The organism is Rhodococcus sp. PAE-6, from assembly GCF_025290685.1.
In the GTDB taxonomy this organism is placed as follows: domain Bacteria; phylum Actinomycetota; class Actinomycetes; order Mycobacteriales; family Mycobacteriaceae; genus Rhodococcus; species Rhodococcus pyridinivorans.
In genome coordinates, this window is sequence record NZ_JAOCLZ010000007.1 from 164355 (window position 1) to 181038 (window position 16684).

Annotated in this window: 18 protein-coding genes; 9 read left to right on the plus strand and 9 right to left on the minus strand. The window is 69.5% G+C overall.

The window, feature by feature from the left end; all coding sequences use genetic code 11:
- Window positions 1-45: 45 nt before the first annotated feature.
- From NVV99_RS15830 to NVV99_RS15850, 5 genes are all read right to left on the minus strand, one after another.
- Entirely contained in the window at window positions 46-423 is a 378-nt protein-coding gene (locus NVV99_RS15830) for a DUF1707 domain-containing protein (RefSeq protein WP_006550174.1), read from the minus strand.
- A gap of 128 nt (window positions 424-551) precedes the next feature.
- Window positions 552-2342 carry an acetyl/propionyl/methylcrotonyl-CoA carboxylase subunit alpha gene (locus NVV99_RS15835; RefSeq protein ID WP_024101526.1) on the minus strand — a complete coding sequence of 597 codons (1791 nt, stop codon included), beginning with the start codon at window positions 2340-2342 and terminating at the stop codon, window positions 552-554.
- Window positions 2343-2462: 120 nt separating this feature from the next.
- Entirely contained in the window at window positions 2463-3923 is a 1461-nt protein-coding gene (locus NVV99_RS15840) for a condensation domain-containing protein (protein WP_019288523.1), read from the minus strand.
- Between the two features lie 7 nt (window positions 3924-3930).
- Window positions 3931-4344, minus strand: a complete 414-nt coding sequence (locus NVV99_RS15845) for a SufE family protein (RefSeq protein ID WP_006550177.1) — start codon at window positions 4342-4344, stop codon at window positions 3931-3933.
- Window positions 4341-5234 (minus strand): sulfurtransferase, encoded by an 894-nt coding sequence (locus tag NVV99_RS15850; RefSeq protein ID WP_024101525.1) that lies wholly within the window; start codon window positions 5232-5234, stop codon window positions 4341-4343. The genes NVV99_RS15845 and NVV99_RS15850 overlap by 4 nt, the downstream gene beginning before the upstream one ends.
- A 62-nt stretch (window positions 5235-5296) precedes the next feature.
- Between NVV99_RS15850 and NVV99_RS15855 the strand changes: the two genes are divergently transcribed.
- Window positions 5297-5713 carry a group III truncated hemoglobin gene (locus NVV99_RS15855; RefSeq protein ID WP_019288521.1) on the plus strand — a complete coding sequence of 139 codons (417 nt, stop codon included), beginning with the start codon at window positions 5297-5299 and terminating at the stop codon, window positions 5711-5713.
- Between the two features lie 13 nt (window positions 5714-5726).
- On the opposite strand, the gene NVV99_RS15860 is transcribed toward NVV99_RS15855, so the two are convergent.
- The 3 genes from NVV99_RS15860 to NVV99_RS15870 form a co-directional block, all read right to left on the minus strand.
- On the minus strand, window positions 5727-6389 hold the full coding sequence (locus NVV99_RS15860) for a nucleoside triphosphate pyrophosphatase (protein WP_006550180.1): 663 nt from the start codon (window positions 6387-6389) through the stop codon (window positions 5727-5729).
- A gap of 1 nt (window position 6390) precedes the next feature.
- Window positions 6391-6717 (minus strand): acyl-CoA carboxylase subunit epsilon, encoded by a 327-nt coding sequence (locus NVV99_RS15865; RefSeq protein ID WP_006550181.1) that lies wholly within the window; start codon window positions 6715-6717, stop codon window positions 6391-6393.
- Window positions 6718-6873: 156 nt separating this feature from the next.
- On the minus strand, window positions 6874-8514 hold the full coding sequence (locus tag NVV99_RS15870) for an acyl-CoA carboxylase subunit beta (RefSeq protein ID WP_019288520.1): 1641 nt from the start codon (window positions 8512-8514) through the stop codon (window positions 6874-6876).
- 116 nt (window positions 8515-8630) lie between these two features.
- Here NVV99_RS15870 and NVV99_RS15875 point away from each other — a divergent pair, with 116 nt between their 5' ends.
- The 4 genes from NVV99_RS15875 to NVV99_RS15890 all read left to right on the plus strand — a co-directional run bounded on the left by NVV99_RS15875 (window position 8631) and on the right by NVV99_RS15890 (window position 12199).
- Complete coding sequence (locus NVV99_RS15875) at window positions 8631-9476, plus strand: biotin--[acetyl-CoA-carboxylase] ligase (RefSeq protein WP_041803412.1); 846 nt, start codon at window positions 8631-8633, stop codon at window positions 9474-9476.
- A gap of 55 nt (window positions 9477-9531) precedes the next feature.
- On the plus strand, window positions 9532-10101 hold the full coding sequence (locus NVV99_RS15880; RefSeq protein ID WP_024101523.1) for a PH domain-containing protein: 570 nt from the start codon (window positions 9532-9534) through the stop codon (window positions 10099-10101).
- A gap of 96 nt (window positions 10102-10197) precedes the next feature.
- Window positions 10198-10881 (plus strand): response regulator transcription factor, encoded by a 684-nt coding sequence (locus NVV99_RS15885; protein WP_024101522.1) that lies wholly within the window; start codon window positions 10198-10200, stop codon window positions 10879-10881.
- A gap of 10 nt (window positions 10882-10891) precedes the next feature.
- Window positions 10892-12199: a HAMP domain-containing sensor histidine kinase gene (locus NVV99_RS15890; RefSeq protein ID WP_024101521.1), complete on the plus strand. Its 1308-nt coding sequence runs from the start codon at window positions 10892-10894 to the stop codon at window positions 12197-12199.
- A gap of 12 nt (window positions 12200-12211) precedes the next feature.
- Here the strand turns inward: NVV99_RS15890 and NVV99_RS15895 are convergent, their stop codons facing one another.
- Window positions 12212-12745, minus strand: coding sequence for a GtrA family protein (locus tag NVV99_RS15895; RefSeq protein WP_024101520.1), 534 nt, complete (start codon window positions 12743-12745; stop codon window positions 12212-12214).
- Between the two features lie 156 nt (window positions 12746-12901).
- Between NVV99_RS15895 and NVV99_RS15900 the strand changes: the two genes are divergently transcribed.
- Genes NVV99_RS15900 through NVV99_RS15915 form a run of 4 tightly spaced genes read left to right on the plus strand, consistent with a single transcriptional unit; the run spans window position 12902 to window position 16614 of the window.
- Window positions 12902-14176 carry a 5-(carboxyamino)imidazole ribonucleotide synthase gene (locus tag NVV99_RS15900; protein WP_033097087.1) on the plus strand — a complete coding sequence of 425 codons (1275 nt, stop codon included), beginning with the start codon at window positions 12902-12904 and terminating at the stop codon, window positions 14174-14176.
- Window positions 14169-14681, plus strand: coding sequence for a 5-(carboxyamino)imidazole ribonucleotide mutase (gene purE / locus NVV99_RS15905; RefSeq protein WP_019288515.1), 513 nt, complete (start codon window positions 14169-14171; stop codon window positions 14679-14681). The genes NVV99_RS15900 and purE overlap by 8 nt, the downstream gene beginning before the upstream one ends.
- Before the next feature lie 12 nt (window positions 14682-14693).
- A complete protein-coding gene (locus tag NVV99_RS15910) occupies window positions 14694-15884 on the plus strand; it encodes a sensor histidine kinase (RefSeq protein WP_024101519.1) in 1191 nt (396 codons plus the stop codon).
- A 10-nt stretch (window positions 15885-15894) separates the two neighbouring features.
- A complete protein-coding gene (locus NVV99_RS15915; RefSeq protein WP_255312730.1) occupies window positions 15895-16614 on the plus strand; it encodes a response regulator transcription factor in 720 nt (239 codons plus the stop codon).
- The last annotated feature ends 70 nt before the right edge of the window (window positions 16615-16684 follow it).

Below are 16684 nucleotides of genomic sequence, written 5' to 3' on the forward strand. Positions count from 1 at the left end.
CAGGATCTCCGCAAAAGCAGGAGGACGCGGCCGGGTACCGCGAGGTCAGGACGGCCCGCGGCCCTCGCCGAGGAGCCGGTAGGCCCGGCGACCCGCGACGAACAGCACACCGAAGGCGATGAGCAGCGCGATCGGGTGCCGGAAGACGACGATCACGAGCAGCGCGACCAGGATGAACGGAACCAACGTGAGCAGCTGTTCCGCCAGATCGCGTGGCCCGGTGGTGGCCATCGCGGCCGGCGCCGAGGGCAGGTCGGCGAAGAGGGGGATCAGGTCTCCGCGCACCGTGGCCTGCGTGGCGAGTGCGACCCGCTCGTCGAATTCCGCCAGGCTGAGACGGCCCGCGGCGAAGTGCTCGCCGAGCAGCGCTACGGCTTCTTCACGCTCGGCGGTGCCGATGCGGATGTCGGGGCGGTCGGCCATGACTCCAGGCTAGTGGTTTTTCGCGCGCATGAGCCGGTCACGGGGGCCCGATACGGCGAGGTCCCCCGCATCGTGAGCGATGCGGGGGACCGTCGGCCGTACTGCTCGAGCGTTGCTCGGGCGGGGTCCTACTTGATCTCGGTGAGCACGGTGCCCTGGGTGACCGCGGCACCCGGCTCGACCGCCAGGCCGGTGACGACGCCCGCCTTGTGGGCGTTGACCGGGTTCTCCATCTTCATGGCCTCGAGCACGGCGATGAGCTCGCCCTCGGCGACCTCCTGGCCCTCGGCAACCGCGACCTTGACGACGGTGCCCTGCATGGGTGCGGTCACCGCGTCGCCCGACGCCTTGCCGGCGCCGCCGCCACCGCGCTTGCGGGGCTTGGGCTTCTTGCGGATCACGCCGGCGCCGCCGCCGTTACCGCCGAGCGAGAACTGCCCGGGCAGCGACACCTCGACGCGGCGTCCGCCGACCTCGACGACGACGGTCTGCCGCGGCAGGGCCTCGTCCTCGTCCTCGATCGGGGCACCACCGGTGTACGGCTCGATGGTGTTGTCCCACTCGTTCTCGATCCACTTGGTGTAGACGTCGAACTTCTCGCCGTCGCCCACGAACGCCGGGTTCTCGACAATGTGGCGGTGGAACGGGATGACCGTGGCCAGGCCCTCGACCTCGAACTCGGCCAGCGCGCGGGCAGCACGCTGCAGCGCCTGCTCGCGGGTCTCACCGGTGACGATCAGCTTGGCGAGCATCGAGTCGAACTGGCCGCCGATGACGTCGCCGGCGACGACACCCGAGTCGACACGCACGCCGGGGCCCGTGGGCTCCTTGTAGACGGTGATCGGGCCGGGAGCGGGGAGGAAGCCGCGACCGGCGTCCTCACCGTTGATGCGGAACTCGAAGCTGTGGCCGCGCGGGGTCGGATCCTCGGTGAGCTCGAGCTTCTCGCCGTTGGCGATGCGGAACTGCTGACGCACGAGGTCGATGCCGGCGGTCTCCTCGGTGACCGGGTGCTCGACCTGCAGGCGGGTGTTGACCTCGAGGAAGGAGACGGTGTCGCCCTGCACGAGGTACTCGACCGTGCCGGCGCCGTAGTAACCGGCCTCGCGGCAGATGGCCTTGGCGGAGTCGTGGATGCGCTTGCGCTGCTCGTCGGTCAGGAACGGCGCGGGGGCCTCCTCGACGAGCTTCTGGAAGCGGCGCTGCAGCGAGCAGTCGCGAGTGCCGGCGACGATGACGTTGCCGTGCTGGTCGGCGATGACCTGGGCCTCGACGTGGCGGGCCTTGTCGAGGTACTGCTCGACGAAGCACTCGCCGCGACCGAAGGCGGCGACGGCCTCACGGGTGGCCGACTCGAACAGCTCGGGGATCTCCTCGATGGTCTGCGCGACCTTCATGCCGCGTCCACCACCGCCGAAAGCGGCCTTGATCGCGACCGGCACGCCGTACTTCTCGGCGAACTCGACGACCTCGTCGGCGTTCTTGACCGGGTCCTTGGTGCCGGCCGCCATCGGAGCCTTGGCGCGCTCGGCGATGTGGCGGGCGGTGACCTTGTCGCCGAGGTCGCGGATGGACTGCGGCGAGGGGCCGATCCAGATGAGGCCGGCGTCGATCACGGCCTGGGCGAAGTCGGCGTTCTCGGAGAGGAAGCCGTAGCCGGGGTGGATGGCGTCGGCGCCGGACTTGGCCGCGGCGTCGAGGATCTTGTCGAACACCAGGTAGGACTCGGCCGAGGTGTTGCCGCCCAGTGCGAACGCCTCGTCGGCGAGCTTCACGAACTGTGCGTCTGCGTCCGGTTCGGCGTAGACGGCGACACTGCCGTAGCCTGCGTCCTTGGCGGCTCGGATGACCCGCACAGCGATTTCGCCGCGATTCGCGACGAGCACCTTCGTGATCTGCGCGCTGGCATGACTGGGCACGGAGCCTCCTGTTGATCGATCGTTAGGTTATTTCCGTCGACGGGCAGTCTAAGCGCCATTCGGATCGACGATGTAACCGGATGCCCGTATACATTACGGCGGCCGTTCGAGTGCACAATGCTACTCACCGGTAGGTGGGACTGCCGCCGTTTCCGGCCGTGCGATCCACGGTCCACCCACCGCGACCTCGTGCATCAGTTCGCGGGTGCGCGTCAGAAGGCTCGGGACGTTCTTGTCCGCGACCGTATTGTCTGGAAATCGCGCCGACATGTTCACACCCTCGGGCGTGCGGTTGATCCAGACGTAGACGTCGTGGGTGAAGCTGCGGCTGCGCAGCGCCTGAGCGTTCCATTCGGGCCACTGGGCGGCCATCGGTACGAACCGCACGTCCATGTACGAGACGACGAAACGTGGACGGATGGGCACGCCGAGGAGTTCGCCCACCCGCGCGAACGGCACTCGTGCGCTCGCGCGGGTGCGGTGCAGTTCGTCGCCGGCCCGCATCGCCAGGGTCTCGAAATCCGTTGTGTCCGTGAGTTTCAGATCGATCGGACGCAGGCCGACGAACCATCCGAGCGAACCCGCCCAGATCGGCCCGGCGCGGGTGTGCGCGGGCGCGACGGTCCGGAACCGATCCGCACCGGTGAGTTCGGCCGTCGCCCGGCCGAAGCACGCCAGCACGCCGGCGAAGAATCCCGTCCCGGCGCGTCGGCAGCATGCGGAGAAGGCGCTCGCCTCGTCGTCGTCGAACCAGCGTTCCGACAGTCGTTGCTGGGGTGTGGCGTGCGCGGGTCGCGCCCCGATCGGGAGGGGGAAGGCGGGCGGTTCGCCGCCGCATTCGGTGAGGGTCCGCCGCCAGATCTGCACGGCCTCGTCGTCGTCGTCGAGATGCGCGGACTCGTCGCGTTCGGCGGCGCCGAAGTCGATGTAGCTGCCCACCGGGAACAGGTCGGCGGCGCGACCGGTGCGCTCCTCCTCGTAGAGCGCCGAGATCTCGTGCGCCACGAGCACCACCGAGTACCCGTCGATGATGGAGTGGTCGGCGCCGAAGAAGACTGTGAACCGCTCGTCGGTGTCCTTCGCGCTTTCTGCGCTGTCGGGATCCCCGTCCGGTGTCCGCTCGAGCGTCGCGAAGACGTAGGACGGCCACAAGTGCGGGGTCGTGTAGTCGTCGAACAGACCGAGCAGGTGCTCGTGGATGGTGTCGGGATCGGCGGGATCGTGCCGGATGGGTCGCACCGACACCCGGCCGGGGGGAGCGGTGCGCCGCACCAGACCGCCGCCGCTTTGCTCCTCGTCGAGGTGCGCGTGGCTGCGCAGCGGTTCGTGCCGATCGATCCAGCGCTGCAGGGCCCGCCGGAACCGCTCGGTGTCGAGGGGCCCGGGGACCTCGAAGGCCGTGCCGAGCCAGGAGTCGCGGCCCCCGCCGTACCGGACCCCCGAGGTGCGCCTGAGATGCGCCTCGTGGATGTACGAGGCGGGACGAGGGTCCTCGCGCCAGTCGTCCTCGGCCGCACACGGCAGCCATTCGGTGAGAACGCCCGGGGGGATCCGGTAGTCGGCGAGCTCGGTGAACTCCATGACCGCGTCAGGTTCGGAGATGCCGCTTGATGCGCGTGAGCATCGCGCTCATCCCTCGCAGCCGCAGCGGGCTGACCGCCTCGGCGAGACCGAGCGAGGCATAGAAGTCGTCGGGCACGTCGAGGATCTCCTGTGCGCTGAGACCGTCGAGTCCCTGCTGCAGGATCGATGCGAATCCGCGGGTGGTCGGGGCTTCGGCGGGTGCGCTGAAGTGGAGCTTCACCTGCGACCGGTCGGATGCGTCGACGGACAGGAACAGCGGCGACTGGCACTCGGGCACCGGCTCCATCGCCGCTTCCTCGAGTTCGGCGGGAAGCGGCGGGAGCTCGCGGCTGAATTCGAGAAGCAACTGCAGCTTGTCCTGACCTTCGACGGCAGCGAAGTCGTCGACGATCTCGGCGAGGGGGGCGGGAATGCTCATGCGGCCGGCGCTTCTCCGGGCTCGTCGCCCTTGGCGATGGGCACGCGGACGGCGTTGCCCCACTCGGTCCACGAACCGTCGTAGTTGCGCACGTTCGAGTATCCGAGCAGGTAGGTGAGGACGAACCAGGTGTGGCTCGAGCGCTCGCCGATCCGGCAGTAGGCGATCACGTCGGCGTCCTGGTCGATGTCGCCGTAGATCTCCTCGAGTTCGGGCCGCGCACGGAACCGGCCGTCGGGCGCCGCTGCCTTCGCCCACGGGATCGACACCGCGGTGGGGATGTGGCCACCGCGCAGGGCGCCTTCCTCCGGGTAGTCGGGCATGTGGGTGCGCTCGCCGGTGTACTCCTGCGGCGACCGCACGTCGACCAGCGGGCCCTTGCCCAGGTGCGCGAGGACATCGTCCTTGAATGCGCGGATCCGGGCGTCGTTGCGCTCGACGACCGGGTAACCGCTCGTCGTGGCGGCGGGGATGTCGAGGGTGGTGTCGCGGTTCTCGGAGATCCACGCGTCGCGTCCACCGTCGAGCAGGCGGACGTCCTCGTGGCCGAAGAGGGTGAAGACCCACAGTGCGTAGGCGGCCCACCAGTTGGACTTGTCGCCGTAGATGATCACGGTGTCGGTGCGGCGGATGCCCTTGCGATCCATGAGCGCGGCGAACTGCTCGCCGTCGATGTAGTCGCGGGTGACGGGGTCGTTGAGATCGAGATGCCAGTCGATCTTCACCGCACCGGGGATGTGCCCCACGTCGTAGAGCAGGACGTCCTCGTCGGACTCTACGACCTTCACTTCGGGATGACCGAGATGAGCGGACAACCACTCCGTCGACACGAGACGGTTGGGATCGGCGTATACCGCGAACGAAGGGTTGCTATCGGGTGCGACGGGCACATGGGCTCCTGAGGCTGTGGTGGCAGGTGCGCCGTCGATTCTAGGCGGTACCGTGACGGGACGTGACCCGCAGTGACACCCACGGCGACCGGCCGGCCCCGGTCGAGCTCGCATCGCGGGAGCACATCGACCTGCTGGTCCGGCGGTTCTACGAACGGGCCCTCGACGATCCCGTGCTCGCGCCGGCCTTCGACGTCCTCGCCGTGATCGGACTCGACGACCATCTGGTAGTGGTCGGCGACTTCTGGGAGCAGATCCTCTTCCGCACCACCCGCTATCGCGGAGCGTTCGTGCCGGTGCACCGGGCGCTGCACGGACACCACGGACTGACCCCCGCCCGGTTCGAGCGGTGGTTGCAGTTGTGGTGCGGGACCGTGGACGAGATGTTCCACGGCGTGGATGCCGAACGTGCGAAGACCAAGGCCGAGGCGATGGTGGGCTCGTTGCAGAAGACCTTGTACGGCGGCACGGCCCGATAGTGCCTGGTACGGCTCAGTTCTCGAGCGCCTCGACGGGGATCGCGGCGTTCTCGGCCCACAACCGGGCGACGGAGATGCCGACCTCGGCGAGGAGGCGCCGCACCAGCGGGAGCCCGATGCCGATCACCGACGACGGATCGCCTTCGATGCCCTCGACGAACCAGCCCCCGTGACCGTCGAGCGTGAAGGCCCCGGCCACCTCGAGCGGCTCACCGCTGTCGAGATAGGCCTCGAGTTCCTCGTCCGTGGGGATGCCGAAGTGCACCACGGTGCCGCTGTGGTCGGCGGCCTCCGCGACGACCTCGTCGTCGCGGAGACGGAGCACGGCATGACCGGTGAGCAGCTCGCCGCTGCGGCCGGCCATCGCCCGCCAGCGCTCGCGGGCCGCCTCGACGGTGCCGGGCTTGCCCTGCAGAGCGCCGTCGATCAGCAGCATCGAGTCGCAGCCGATGACGACGGCGTCGCGCAGCTTCTGCTCGCGCAGGACGGGCAGGATGTCGGTGGCCTTGGCGCGGGCAAGCTCGGTGACCACCTGTGCCGGCGGCGTGCCGGGGCCGAGGGACGCGATGAGCGCGTCCTCGTCGACCTCCGACACCTGCACCAACGGCTTCACGCCCGCCGCGTGGAGAACCGCGAGGCGGGCGGGTGAAGCCGAGGCCAGAACGAGCCGGGGCATGTCAGCCGCGGTTCGGGTACGAATACGGCGAGAACGGCGCCCACTGCCGGTGCGTCCGCGTCGGATCGCCCCAGGTCTCGGGCGGCCGGGTGTCGACCACCTCGTCGCCCGCCGACGCAGCGGCGGCGGCGAGCACGGCGACGAGAGCCGCGATCTCCTCGTCGGCGGGGTTGCCCTTGACGATGCGGATGGCAGCCGCGGTTTCGGCGACCGCGGTGCTCTCCTGGGCGGCTTCGGTCGCGTCGTCGGCGGCCGTGGCCTCGACCGCGGGCGGCTGCTCTTCGACCTCGAACTCGGTGATGATCTTGTCCTCTGCCGTCGCTGTCACAGGGCACCCCCCGGGTACGCGTCCACACAGGCATCGGATGCCCACCGGGTCGCTGTCATGTCGATCCCTCTCTCGGGTTCATCGCACGTCGTCGGCGACGTGCTACGCCGTACGGTCGCGGCAGGACCGAGCTGCGCCCGGTCCTGCCGCCGAGCGTCACAGCGGAATGTTTCCATGCTTCTTCGGCGGGAGCGAAACCATCTTCCGCTCGAGCAGGCGCAGCGCGGAGACGATCTGTCCGCGCGTGTGCGACGGCGGGATCACCGCATCGACGTAACCGCGCTCGGCGGCGACGTACGGGTTCACCAGGGTGTCCTCGTACTCGTTCTGCAGCTCGAGGCGCAGCGCGTCGACGTCCTGACCGTTCTTGGCGGCCTCGAGCAGGCGCTTGCGGTAGACGAAGCCGACGGCGCCGGAGGCACCCATGACGGCGATCTGCGCGGTGGGCCATGCGAGGTTGACGTCGGCACCCATGTGCTTGGAACCCATGACGTCGTACGCGCCGCCGTAGGCCTTGCGGGTGATGACCGTGATCTTGCCGACGGTCGCCTCGCCGTAGGCGTAGAGCAGCTTGGCGCCGCGGCGGATGATGCCGTTGTACTCCTGCTCGGTGCCGGGCAGGAAGCCGGGAACGTCGACGAGCGTGATGATCGGCACGTTGAACGCGTCGCAGGTGCGGACGAAGCGCGCGGCCTTCTCGGACGCGTCGATGTCGAGGCAGCCGGCGAACTGCGTGGGCTGGTTGGCGACGATGCCGACGCTGCGGCCGTCGACGCGCCCGAAGCCGACGATGATGTTCTTCGCGCGCTCGGCCTGGACCTCGAGGAACTCGTCGTCGTCGAGCAGGCGACGAATGACCTCGTGCATGTCGTACGGCTGGTTCGGTGAATCCGGGATGAGCGTGTCGAGCTCGATGTCCTCGGCGGTGAGGGAGTCCTCGATCGCACCCTCGATCGGGTCGCTCGGCGCGAGGCGCGGTGCAGCGGCCTGGTTGTTGCTCGGCAGGTAGGACAGCAGGTCCTTGACGTAGTCCAGGGCGTCCTGCTCGCCGTCGGCGACGTAGTGCGCGACACCCGACTTGACCATGTGGGTGTGGGCGCCGCCGAGGTCCTCCATCGTGACGTCCTCGCCGGTGACGGTCTTGATGACGTCCGGGCCGGTGACGAACATCTGGCTGGTCTGGTCGACCATCACGACGAAGTCGGTGAGAGCGGGGGAGTAGACGTGACCACCGGCCGCGGGGCCCATGATCAGCGAGATCTGCGGGATGACACCGGAGGCCTGCACGTTGCGGTGGAAGATCTCACCGTAGAGACCGAGGGAGACGACACCTTCCTGGATGCGCGCGCCGGCGCCTTCGTTGATGCCGATCAGCGGACGACCGGTCTTGAGGGCCAGGTCCATGACCTTGACGATCTTCTCGCCGTAGACCTCGCCGAGGCTGCCGCCGAAGACGGTGGCGTCCTGCGAGAAGACGCAGACGTCGCGGCCGTCGATCGTGCCGTAGCCGGTGACGACGCCGTCGCCGAGCGGACGGTTGTCGGCCAGGCCGAAGTTGGTGCTGCGGTGGCGAGCGAGGGCGTCGAGTTCGACGAACGATCCTTCGTCGAGGAGCGCCTGGATGCGCTCGCGAGCGGTCAGCTTGCCCTTGGCGTGAACCTTCTCGACTGCGGCCTCACCGACCGGGACCTTGGCCTGTGCTTGACGGTTGCGCAGGTCGGCCAGCTTGCCGGCGGTGGTGTGGATATCGGGCGTACTCGCCGCCTCGGGCGCGGACGGCTCCTGGACAGTGGTCATGGCCAGTCAGCTTAGCGATCGTCATACAAGGCCGCTGCATCGAGGTCCCGAAGGCCGGACCACCGCTCCGGACCTACCGGCGGGTAGGTGGCGAAGGCCCACTTTAGGCTGTGTACATGGCATCCGACCGGCCCACGACCGATCTCGTCGCCCTCCGCACACCGCTCGACGAGGCGGCGTTGCGCGATGCCCTCGTCGGCGTCGAGCGCGAAGGTTTCTACACACGTCTCGACGTCGTCGCCGACACGGCCTCGACGAACGCGGATCTGCTCGCCGTCGCCGCGACCGGCGACGACCGTCGCGTGCTGCTCGCCGAGTTCCAGCACGGCGGCCGCGGTCGCCACTCCCGCACCTGGAACGGTGTGCCCGGCGCGCAGGTCATCGTGTCGGTCCTGCTGCGGCTGCCCGAGTGCCCGCTGCAGAACCTCGGTTGGCTCCCGCTGTTGTGCGGCATCGCCGCCGTCGACGCTGTGCGATCCGTGACCGGCGTTGCGGCACAACTGAAGTGGCCCAACGACGTCCTCGTCGACGGACGCAAGCTCGCCGGGATCCTCGTGGAGGTCGCGGCCACCTCGCCGGTGCCCACGGTCGTCGCTGGCATCGGCATCAACGCCACCCTCGGACGCGACGAACTGCCCGTCCCCACCGCCACCTCGCTGCTGCTCGAGGACGCCACCGAACTCGATCGCACGCCGCTCGCGCAGGCGCTGCTCGCCGGCTTCGGCGAGCGGATCCGGGCGTGGGCCCGGGCGGGATGGGACACCACCGAACTCGCCGCGGCCTACCGCGAACGATGCGGCACGGTCGGGCAGCGCGTCCGTGCGATCCTGCCCGGCGACACCGAACTGCACGGCGTCGCGACCGACGTCGACGACCAGGGACGGATCGTGATCCGCCCCGACGGCGGGGAAGAGTCCGTGGCGGTCGCTGCGGGCGACATCACACATCTGCGACCGGTCTGAGCACCCTGCGACTGCTCGCATCGGTACAAGACCGACATATGCCATCGTGGGCGGTATGGGATACCCGGAGGACGCCCTCGCACCCGAGGAAGAGTTGCTGCTGCACCGGCATCCGCACTGGAAGTCTCTCGTACTGCCGACGGCCACCTTCCTCGTGTCGACGATGGTCGCCGGTTTCCTGGTGGGACTCGTCCAGGCGCGGCTCGACGGTGCCGCCGCGACCTGGTGTGGCCTCGCCGTGGCCGCGGCGTGGATCGGCCTCGTCGGCTGGCGGTGCGTCCCTCCCTTCGTCGGGTGGCTCACCACGCACTTCATCGTCACCGACCGGCGCGTCCTCGTCCGCACCGGTGTGCTCACCCACACGGGTATCGACATCCCGATGGGCCGGATCAGCAACGTCCAGTTCCGGCACGGCCTCGTCGACCGGATGCTCCGGACCGGCACGCTCGTCGTGGTGTCCGCCGCCGACGATCCCATCGAGTTCGACGACATCCCTGACGTCCAGCAGGTGCACGCCCTGCTCTACCGGCAGGCCTTCGACGCGCAGAACCAGCGCCCCGGTGACCGTCACACCACCCGCTACCGGCGCGACGAGCACGGGCACGAGCACCGCAAGGCGTGGTGACCGCGAGTCGCAGGTGCGCCGACGCGAGTCGCAGGTGCGCCGACACGACCCGCCGGTAATCCCGACAAAGCGACCCGCGATCCGTACGCTGGCGTGGTGACTGCCGTTCTACTCGCCGAAGACGACGACGCAATCGCTGCACCGCTGTCCCGCGCGCTGGGACGCGAAGGATACGACGTGACCGTCGAGGACAACGGTCCGGCCGCGCTCGAACAGGCACTGTCGGGCAGGTTCGAACTGCTCATCCTCGACCTCGGTCTACCTGGGATGGACGGACTCGAAGTGTGTCGCCAGATCCGGGCGAGCCGCTCCGATCTGGCCGTGCTCATGCTCACCGCCCGCACCGACGAGGTCGACTTCGTCGTCGGTCTCGATGCCGGCGCCGACGACTACGTCGGCAAACCGTTCCGTCTCGCTGAGCTCATGGCGCGTGTGCGCGCGCTGTTGCGCCGGCGCGGCGGCCCGGAGAACGACGACATCGTGGACGTCGCCGGGATCCGGCTCGAACGTGCCGCGCGCCGTGTCCTCGTGGACGGCTCCGAGGTGACGCTCGCCAACAAGGAGTACGAGCTCCTGCGTGTGCTGCTCGAGCACGCGGGGCAGGTCGTCTCCCGCGACGCGATCCTCGAGGAGGTGTGGGGCGACGCCGACCTGCGCGGTTCGAAGACGCTCGACATGCACATGTCGTGGTTGCGCCGCAAGATCGGCGACGAGGGGCCGGCCGGGGAACGTCGCATCGCCACGGTGCGCGGTGTCGGTTTCCGGCTGAACACCGACTAGCGTCTCCGGCGTGCGCAGCCGCATCCTCAACGCCGTCCTGGCGACCGTGCTGCTCGTCGCGCTGTTGCTCGGCATTCCGCTGGCCTACACGGCGTTCCTGTTCGTCGAGGACACCGCCCGCCGCGACCTGCAGAACCGGCTCGAACGCATGGCCGACGAGATCATCGCCCAGGAGGGCACCGACGGATTCGTCGTCGGTGGTCTCGACACGAGTTCCCTGCGTCTGCTCGTCCCCACCGACGGGCGGGCTGTCGTGGTCTACCCGACACCCGAGAACGTCGCGGCGCGGCTGGACATCGGCACGCCGGTGCTCGGGGCGTCGATCGTCGAGTCGTTGTCGATGGGGACGTCCGGCTCGCTGCTCATCGAGGTGCCCTCGGAGAGCATGCGAACTTTGCAGCAGCAGGTGCTCGCCGCGGTGAGCCTGCTGGTGCTGCTGTCCGTCGCGGCCGGGGCGCTGGTCGCGGTGGCGACCGCCCGAAGACTCGCCGACCCGCTGCGCGACGTGGCGAACCGGGCGGCCCGTCTCGCCGAGGGCGACTTCCGCCCGGTGGCCCGGCGGCACGGTATCCCCGAACTCGATCGCGTCTCCGACGTGCTGGATTCGGCCGCCGTCGAGATTTCGCACCGCCTGCAGCGCGAGCACGCGCTCGTCGGCGACGTCTCGCATCAGCTCCGCTCCCGGATGACCGCGATCCGGCTGCGGCTCGACGAGTTGTCCACCCACGAGGATCCTGCCGTGGTGGAGGAGGCCGAGGCGGCCATGGCACAGGTGGACCGGCTGACCACCGCGATCGACGGTCTCGTGCGCCAGTCCCGCGACACCAGTGCCGACCAGCGCACCGACGTCTCGGTGGTCGGCGAACTCACCGGTGTCGTCGCCGACTGGCGCGGTCCCTACGAGGAGGCGGGACGGGAGCTGGTGTTGCGCGGCGATCCGTCGTTGCGGGCGGCGGTGACCGGTTCGCGGTTGCGTGAGGCGGTGGCGGTGCTGGTCGACAACGCGCTCGTGCACGGAGGAGGCACGTGCACGGTCTCGGTGCGGCAGGTCGCGACCCGCGGCGACGTCACGGTGTGTGTCGAGGTGGCCGACGAGGGAGAGGGTGTCAGCGACGAGGTCGCGCCGTACGTCTTCGACCGCGGCTTCTCCGGGGGCGGGTCGACCGGGGTGGGACTGGCGCTCGCACGTGCCCTCGCGGAGGCCGACGGCGGTCGCCTCGAACTGCAGCGACGCCGGCCGGCACTGTTTGCGCTGTTCCTCGGCGCGCCCCGCGATCGGGACACCTGTACGCCGACCGGCACGCGCGAACCCCGCTAGACCTTCTTCCCGTCAGGAGCGGTCGAGCTGCTCGCTGGGCTCGCCCAGGGGGGCGTCCGGGACCATCTCCTCCGGAAAGACGAACTTCTTGAAGCAGTAGAAGCGGAAGATCATCTGCAGCAGGTTGCCGATGATGTACGCGCTGACGAAGTCGGCGATGTTCTCCGTCGCGAGGCTCACCTCAGGTACGCGCAGGTCGAAGACGTAACTCGAGATCCATAGCGGGATGAACGAGAGCACGACGCCGATACCGCTGACGAAGAAGAACAGGAACGCCTCGTGGGCGCGCTCGCGACCGCCGCGATTACGGAAGGACCATTCGCGGTTGAGGATGTACGAGCAGATCACCGCGACGACACCGGCGATGATCTTGGCGGTCACCGGCTTCTCGGACAGAACTGTGAGCTTGAGCGTGTAGAAGATCGCCGAGTCGATCACGAAGGTGGTGCCGCCGACGATGGCGAATTTGATCAATTCGCGATGCCGGAGCAACAGCCCCCGGAAAGGCTGGGGAACTCTGCTCAACGCTTCATCGACGATTGTCACTTGGAGAAGTGTACGAAACGAAGAGGTGAATTTCCGAAACCCGACCGCACATGTCGGCATTCCCACACCGCTGGGCGGGCCGGTGGGAGGTCCCTCGACGCTCGGCGGGGGAGCAGCGGAACGACGTCACGACATGCTGTGACACCATGGACAGCCGTGACAGGCAGACCTGAATCGTCCCCCAGATCCGATACGCCCCGCACCCTGACGACGGGCATGCCGGTCGTCACGATGATCGGTGGTGGACAGCTCGCGCGGATGACCCATCAGGCGGCGATCGCGCTCGGCCAGACGCTCCGCGTCCTCGCCGGGAGCGCCGACGAACCCGCCGCGCAGGTCAGCCCGAATGTGGTGCTCGGCAGCCATGACGACCTCGACGCCCTCCGCCGCGCCGCGACCGGCGCGCACGCGCTGACCTTCGATCACGAGGGTGTCCCGACCGAACATCTCGAGGTCCTGCAGCGCGAAGGCGTCGCGGTGCTGCCGCCCCCGCAGGCCCTGATCTACGCCCAGGACAAGATCGCGATGCGCAAGCGGCTCGGTGAGCTCGGCGCACCGATGCCGAAGTTCGCGGAGATCACCTCCGTCGAGGATGCCCGCGCCGCCCTCGACGCGCTCGGCGATCCGTACGTGCTCAAGGCCGCACGCGGTGGCTACGACGGCCGTGGCGTGTGGATTCTCGACGACCACGCCGAACTCGAGCGGGTCGTCGCCGACCAGCTCGCTGCCGGTGTCCCGCTCCTCGCCGAGGAGAAGGTCGAGTGGACGCGCGAGCTGTCGGCGATGGTCGCGCGGTCCCCGTTCGGCCAGGGCGCGTCGTGGCCGGTCGTCGAGACCGTCCAGCGCGACGGCCAGTGCGCCGTCGTCATCGCACCCGCCCCGAACCTGCCCGAGGACGTCGCCACCGCCGCCGAGCAGCTCGCGCTGCGCATCGCCGGTGAGCTCGGCGTCGTCGGTGTCATGGCGGTCGAGCTGTTCGAGACGCGCTCCGGTGAGCTGATCGTCAACGAACTGGCGATGCGTCCGCACAACTCCGGTCACTGGGGCATGGACGGTGCCCGCACCGGCCAGTTCGAACAGCACCTGCGCGCCGTGCTCGACTACCCGCTCGGCGACACGAGCCCGATCGCGCCGGTGACGGTGATGGCGAACGTGCTCGGCGCGCCCGAGGCGCCGGCGATGAGCATGGACGAGCGACTGCACCACCTGTTCGCCCGGATGCCCGACGTGCACGTGCACCTCTACGGCAAGGGTGAGCGCAAGGACCGCAAGATCGGCCACGTCAACGTACTCGGCGCGCCGTCCGGGTCGATCGACGATCCCGAGTACGTCGCCGCCGTGCGCGAACGCGCGGAACGCGCGGCGCACTGGCTCTCGCACGCGGTGTGGACCGACGGTTGGAACGAACACACGGGAGAAATCGGTGAGTGACGTGGCACAGGGTGCACAGGTCGGCCTGATCATGGGCAGCGACTCGGACTGGCCGACCATGCAGGCCGCGGCCGAGGCGCTGGTCGAGTTCGGGATCCGCTTCGAGGTGGGTGTCGTCTCGGCGCACCGCACGCCGCAGCGGATGCTCGACTACGCCAAGGACGCCGCCGGCCGCGGGATCAAGGTCATCATCGCGGGCGCCGGCGGCGCCGCCCACCTACCCGGCATGGTCGCCTCGGCGACCCCGCTGCCGGTGATCGGCGTTCCGGTGCCGCTGAAGTACCTCGACGGTATGGACTCGCTCCTGTCGATCGTGCAGATGCCCGCCGGTGTCCCCGTCGCCACCGTCTCGATCGGCGGCGCCCGCAACGCGGGTCTGCTCGCCGCGCGCATCCTCGGTGCCTCCGATCCGGCGCTGCGCGAGCAGATGGAGAAGTTCCAGGCGGGTCTCGAGCAGATGGTGCTCGAGAAGGACGAGGCGCTGCGGCAGAAGCTGCTCGGCTGACGGAGCGTCGCCGTGCAGACGACCCCGCTGCTCGAACGCTGGAACCGGTGGGTCCGCGGGCACACCGGAGTGATCGACGGGGCGTTGGCCGCGGTGCTCGCCCTGTTCGGGGTCGCCCTGCACGTGGCGGACGCGCGATCGGTGGCGGGTCTGTTCGTCACCCTCGCGCTCACGCTGCCGCTGGCCTGGCGCAGGACCCGCCCGGTGGTGGCGGGTTCGCTCGTCGCGCTCGCCGCCTACGCGCACCTGCTCGTCCTGCCGGAGGTCCTGCCGATCGCGGCGATCGCGGTGCCGATCGCGGTGTACGCGCTCGCCGCCTACGCTCCGCGGTGGGCCGCCAACACCGCGCTGCCCGTCGCGGTGGTTGGGGGCGCACTCGCCGGAGTGCTCTATTTCGGCTACGACGGCCGCACCGCGCTCGAAGCGTTCGTGACGGCCACCTTCGTCGCGGTCTTCCTCGCTGGTGTGTGGGCGTTCGGCCGGGTCCGCGGGTTGCGTTTGCGCGAGATGGATTCGCTCACCGAGCGCAACCGGTTGCTCGAACTCGAACGCCTCAAGGAGGCCGAACTGGCCGCCACCCAGGAGCGCACCCGCATCGCCCGGGAGATGCACGACATCGTCGCGCACTCGCTCACGGCGATCATCGCGCAGGCCGACGGTGGTCGCTACGCCGCCGCGACGAACCCGGAGGCGGCCGCAGGGGCGTTGACCACCATCGCCGAGACCGGGCGTCGCGCGTTGACCGACATGCGCGGGTTGCTGTCGGTGCTCCGTGAGGACACGCCGCGCGAGTTCACCACCACACCAGGCGTCGGCGACGTGCCGGCGCTCGTCGAGCAGATGCGCACGAGCGGGCTCGAGGTCGAGTTCTCGGTCGACGGGCAGAGCCGCGAGGTGCCCGAGGGACTGGGGCTGTCGGTTTACCGGATCGTGCAGGAATCGCTCACCAATGTCCTCAAGCACGCGGGTCCCCGCGCCCGCACCCACGTCCGTCTCGACTGGCGGCCCGACACGCTCGTCGTCGAGATCGTCGACGACGGCAGGGGAGCGGCGGCGCTCGTCGAGGCCCGCCCGGGTGGGCAGGGGCTGACCGGTATCGAGGAGCGGGCCCGGCTGCACGGCGGTCGCGCGGCGGCCGGTCCGAGGGACGGTGGCGGCTACCGGGTCCGTGCCGAACTGCCCGCACCGGCGGTCTCCCCCTAGGGTGGCGTCCGTGACCGAACCCGCCCGCGACACCCGATCCGACACGACTATCCGTATCGGGCTCGTCGACGACCAGCAACTCGTGCGCGCCGGTTTCCGCATGGTGCTCGAATCGCAGCCGGACATCGAGGTCGTCGTCGAGGCGTCCGACGGCGAGGCCGCCGTCGCCGAACTCGAACGGGTCCGCGCCGACGTCGTGCTGATGGACGTGCAGATGCCGCGGGTCGACGGGATCTCGGCGACGCGGTCGTTGCTGCGCTCGGCCGACGCGCCGAAGGTCGTGGTGCTCACAACCTTCGACAACGACGACTACATCGTCCAGGCGATCGCCGCCGGTGCGAGCGGCTTCCTGCTCAAGGACGCGCCGCCCGAGGACCTGCTGGCCGCGGTACGGACGGTGCACCGCGGTGACGCCGTGATGGCCCCGCGCGCCACCCGCTCACTGCTGCACCATGTCTCGCCGTTGCTCGACGGTGCGGAGCGGCGCGCGGTGCCGGTCGCGGTGCCCGAGGATCTGACTCCACGCGAACTCGAGGTGCTCGTCGCGATGGCACACGGCCTGACCAACGGGGAGATCGCCGAGCGGTTCGTGCTCTCCGAGACGACCGTCAAGACCCACGTGGGCCGGGTGCTGGCGAAGACGGGATCGCGCGACCGCGTGCAGGCGGTGCTGTTCGCCTTCCGCGCCGGTCTCGTGCATCCCGACGATCTGCTCGGCTCGGGGGAGTAGGACCGTGGTGCCATCCCGGAGACGACCGGTCCTCCCGGGGTAGGACACCGGGGCGGCGAAGATCGACTCG

Excerpts from the sequence above, each read along its gene's own strand:
- NVV99_RS15840 (WP_019288523.1), bottom strand. The coding sequence starts at position 3,923 with ATGGAGTTCACCGAGCTCGCCGACTACCGGATCCCCCCGGGCGTTCTC.
- NVV99_RS15875 (WP_041803412.1), top strand. The coding sequence starts at position 8,631 with ATGGCATCCGACCGGCCCACGACCGATCTCGTCGCCCTCCGCACACCG.
- NVV99_RS15880 (WP_024101523.1), top strand. The coding sequence starts at position 9,532 with ATGGGATACCCGGAGGACGCCCTCGCACCCGAGGAAGAGTTGCTGCTG.
- NVV99_RS15860 (WP_006550180.1), bottom strand. The coding sequence starts at position 6,389 with ATGCCCCGGCTCGTTCTGGCCTCGGCTTCACCCGCCCGCCTCGCGGTT.
- NVV99_RS15845 (WP_006550177.1), bottom strand. The coding sequence starts at position 4,344 with ATGAGCATTCCCGCCCCCCTCGCCGAGATCGTCGACGACTTCGCTGCC.
- NVV99_RS15870 (WP_019288520.1), bottom strand. The coding sequence starts at position 8,514 with ATGACCACTGTCCAGGAGCCGTCCGCGCCCGAGGCGGCGAGTACGCCC.
- NVV99_RS15830 (WP_006550174.1), bottom strand. The coding sequence starts at position 423 with ATGGCCGACCGCCCCGACATCCGCATCGGCACCGCCGAGCGTGAAGAA.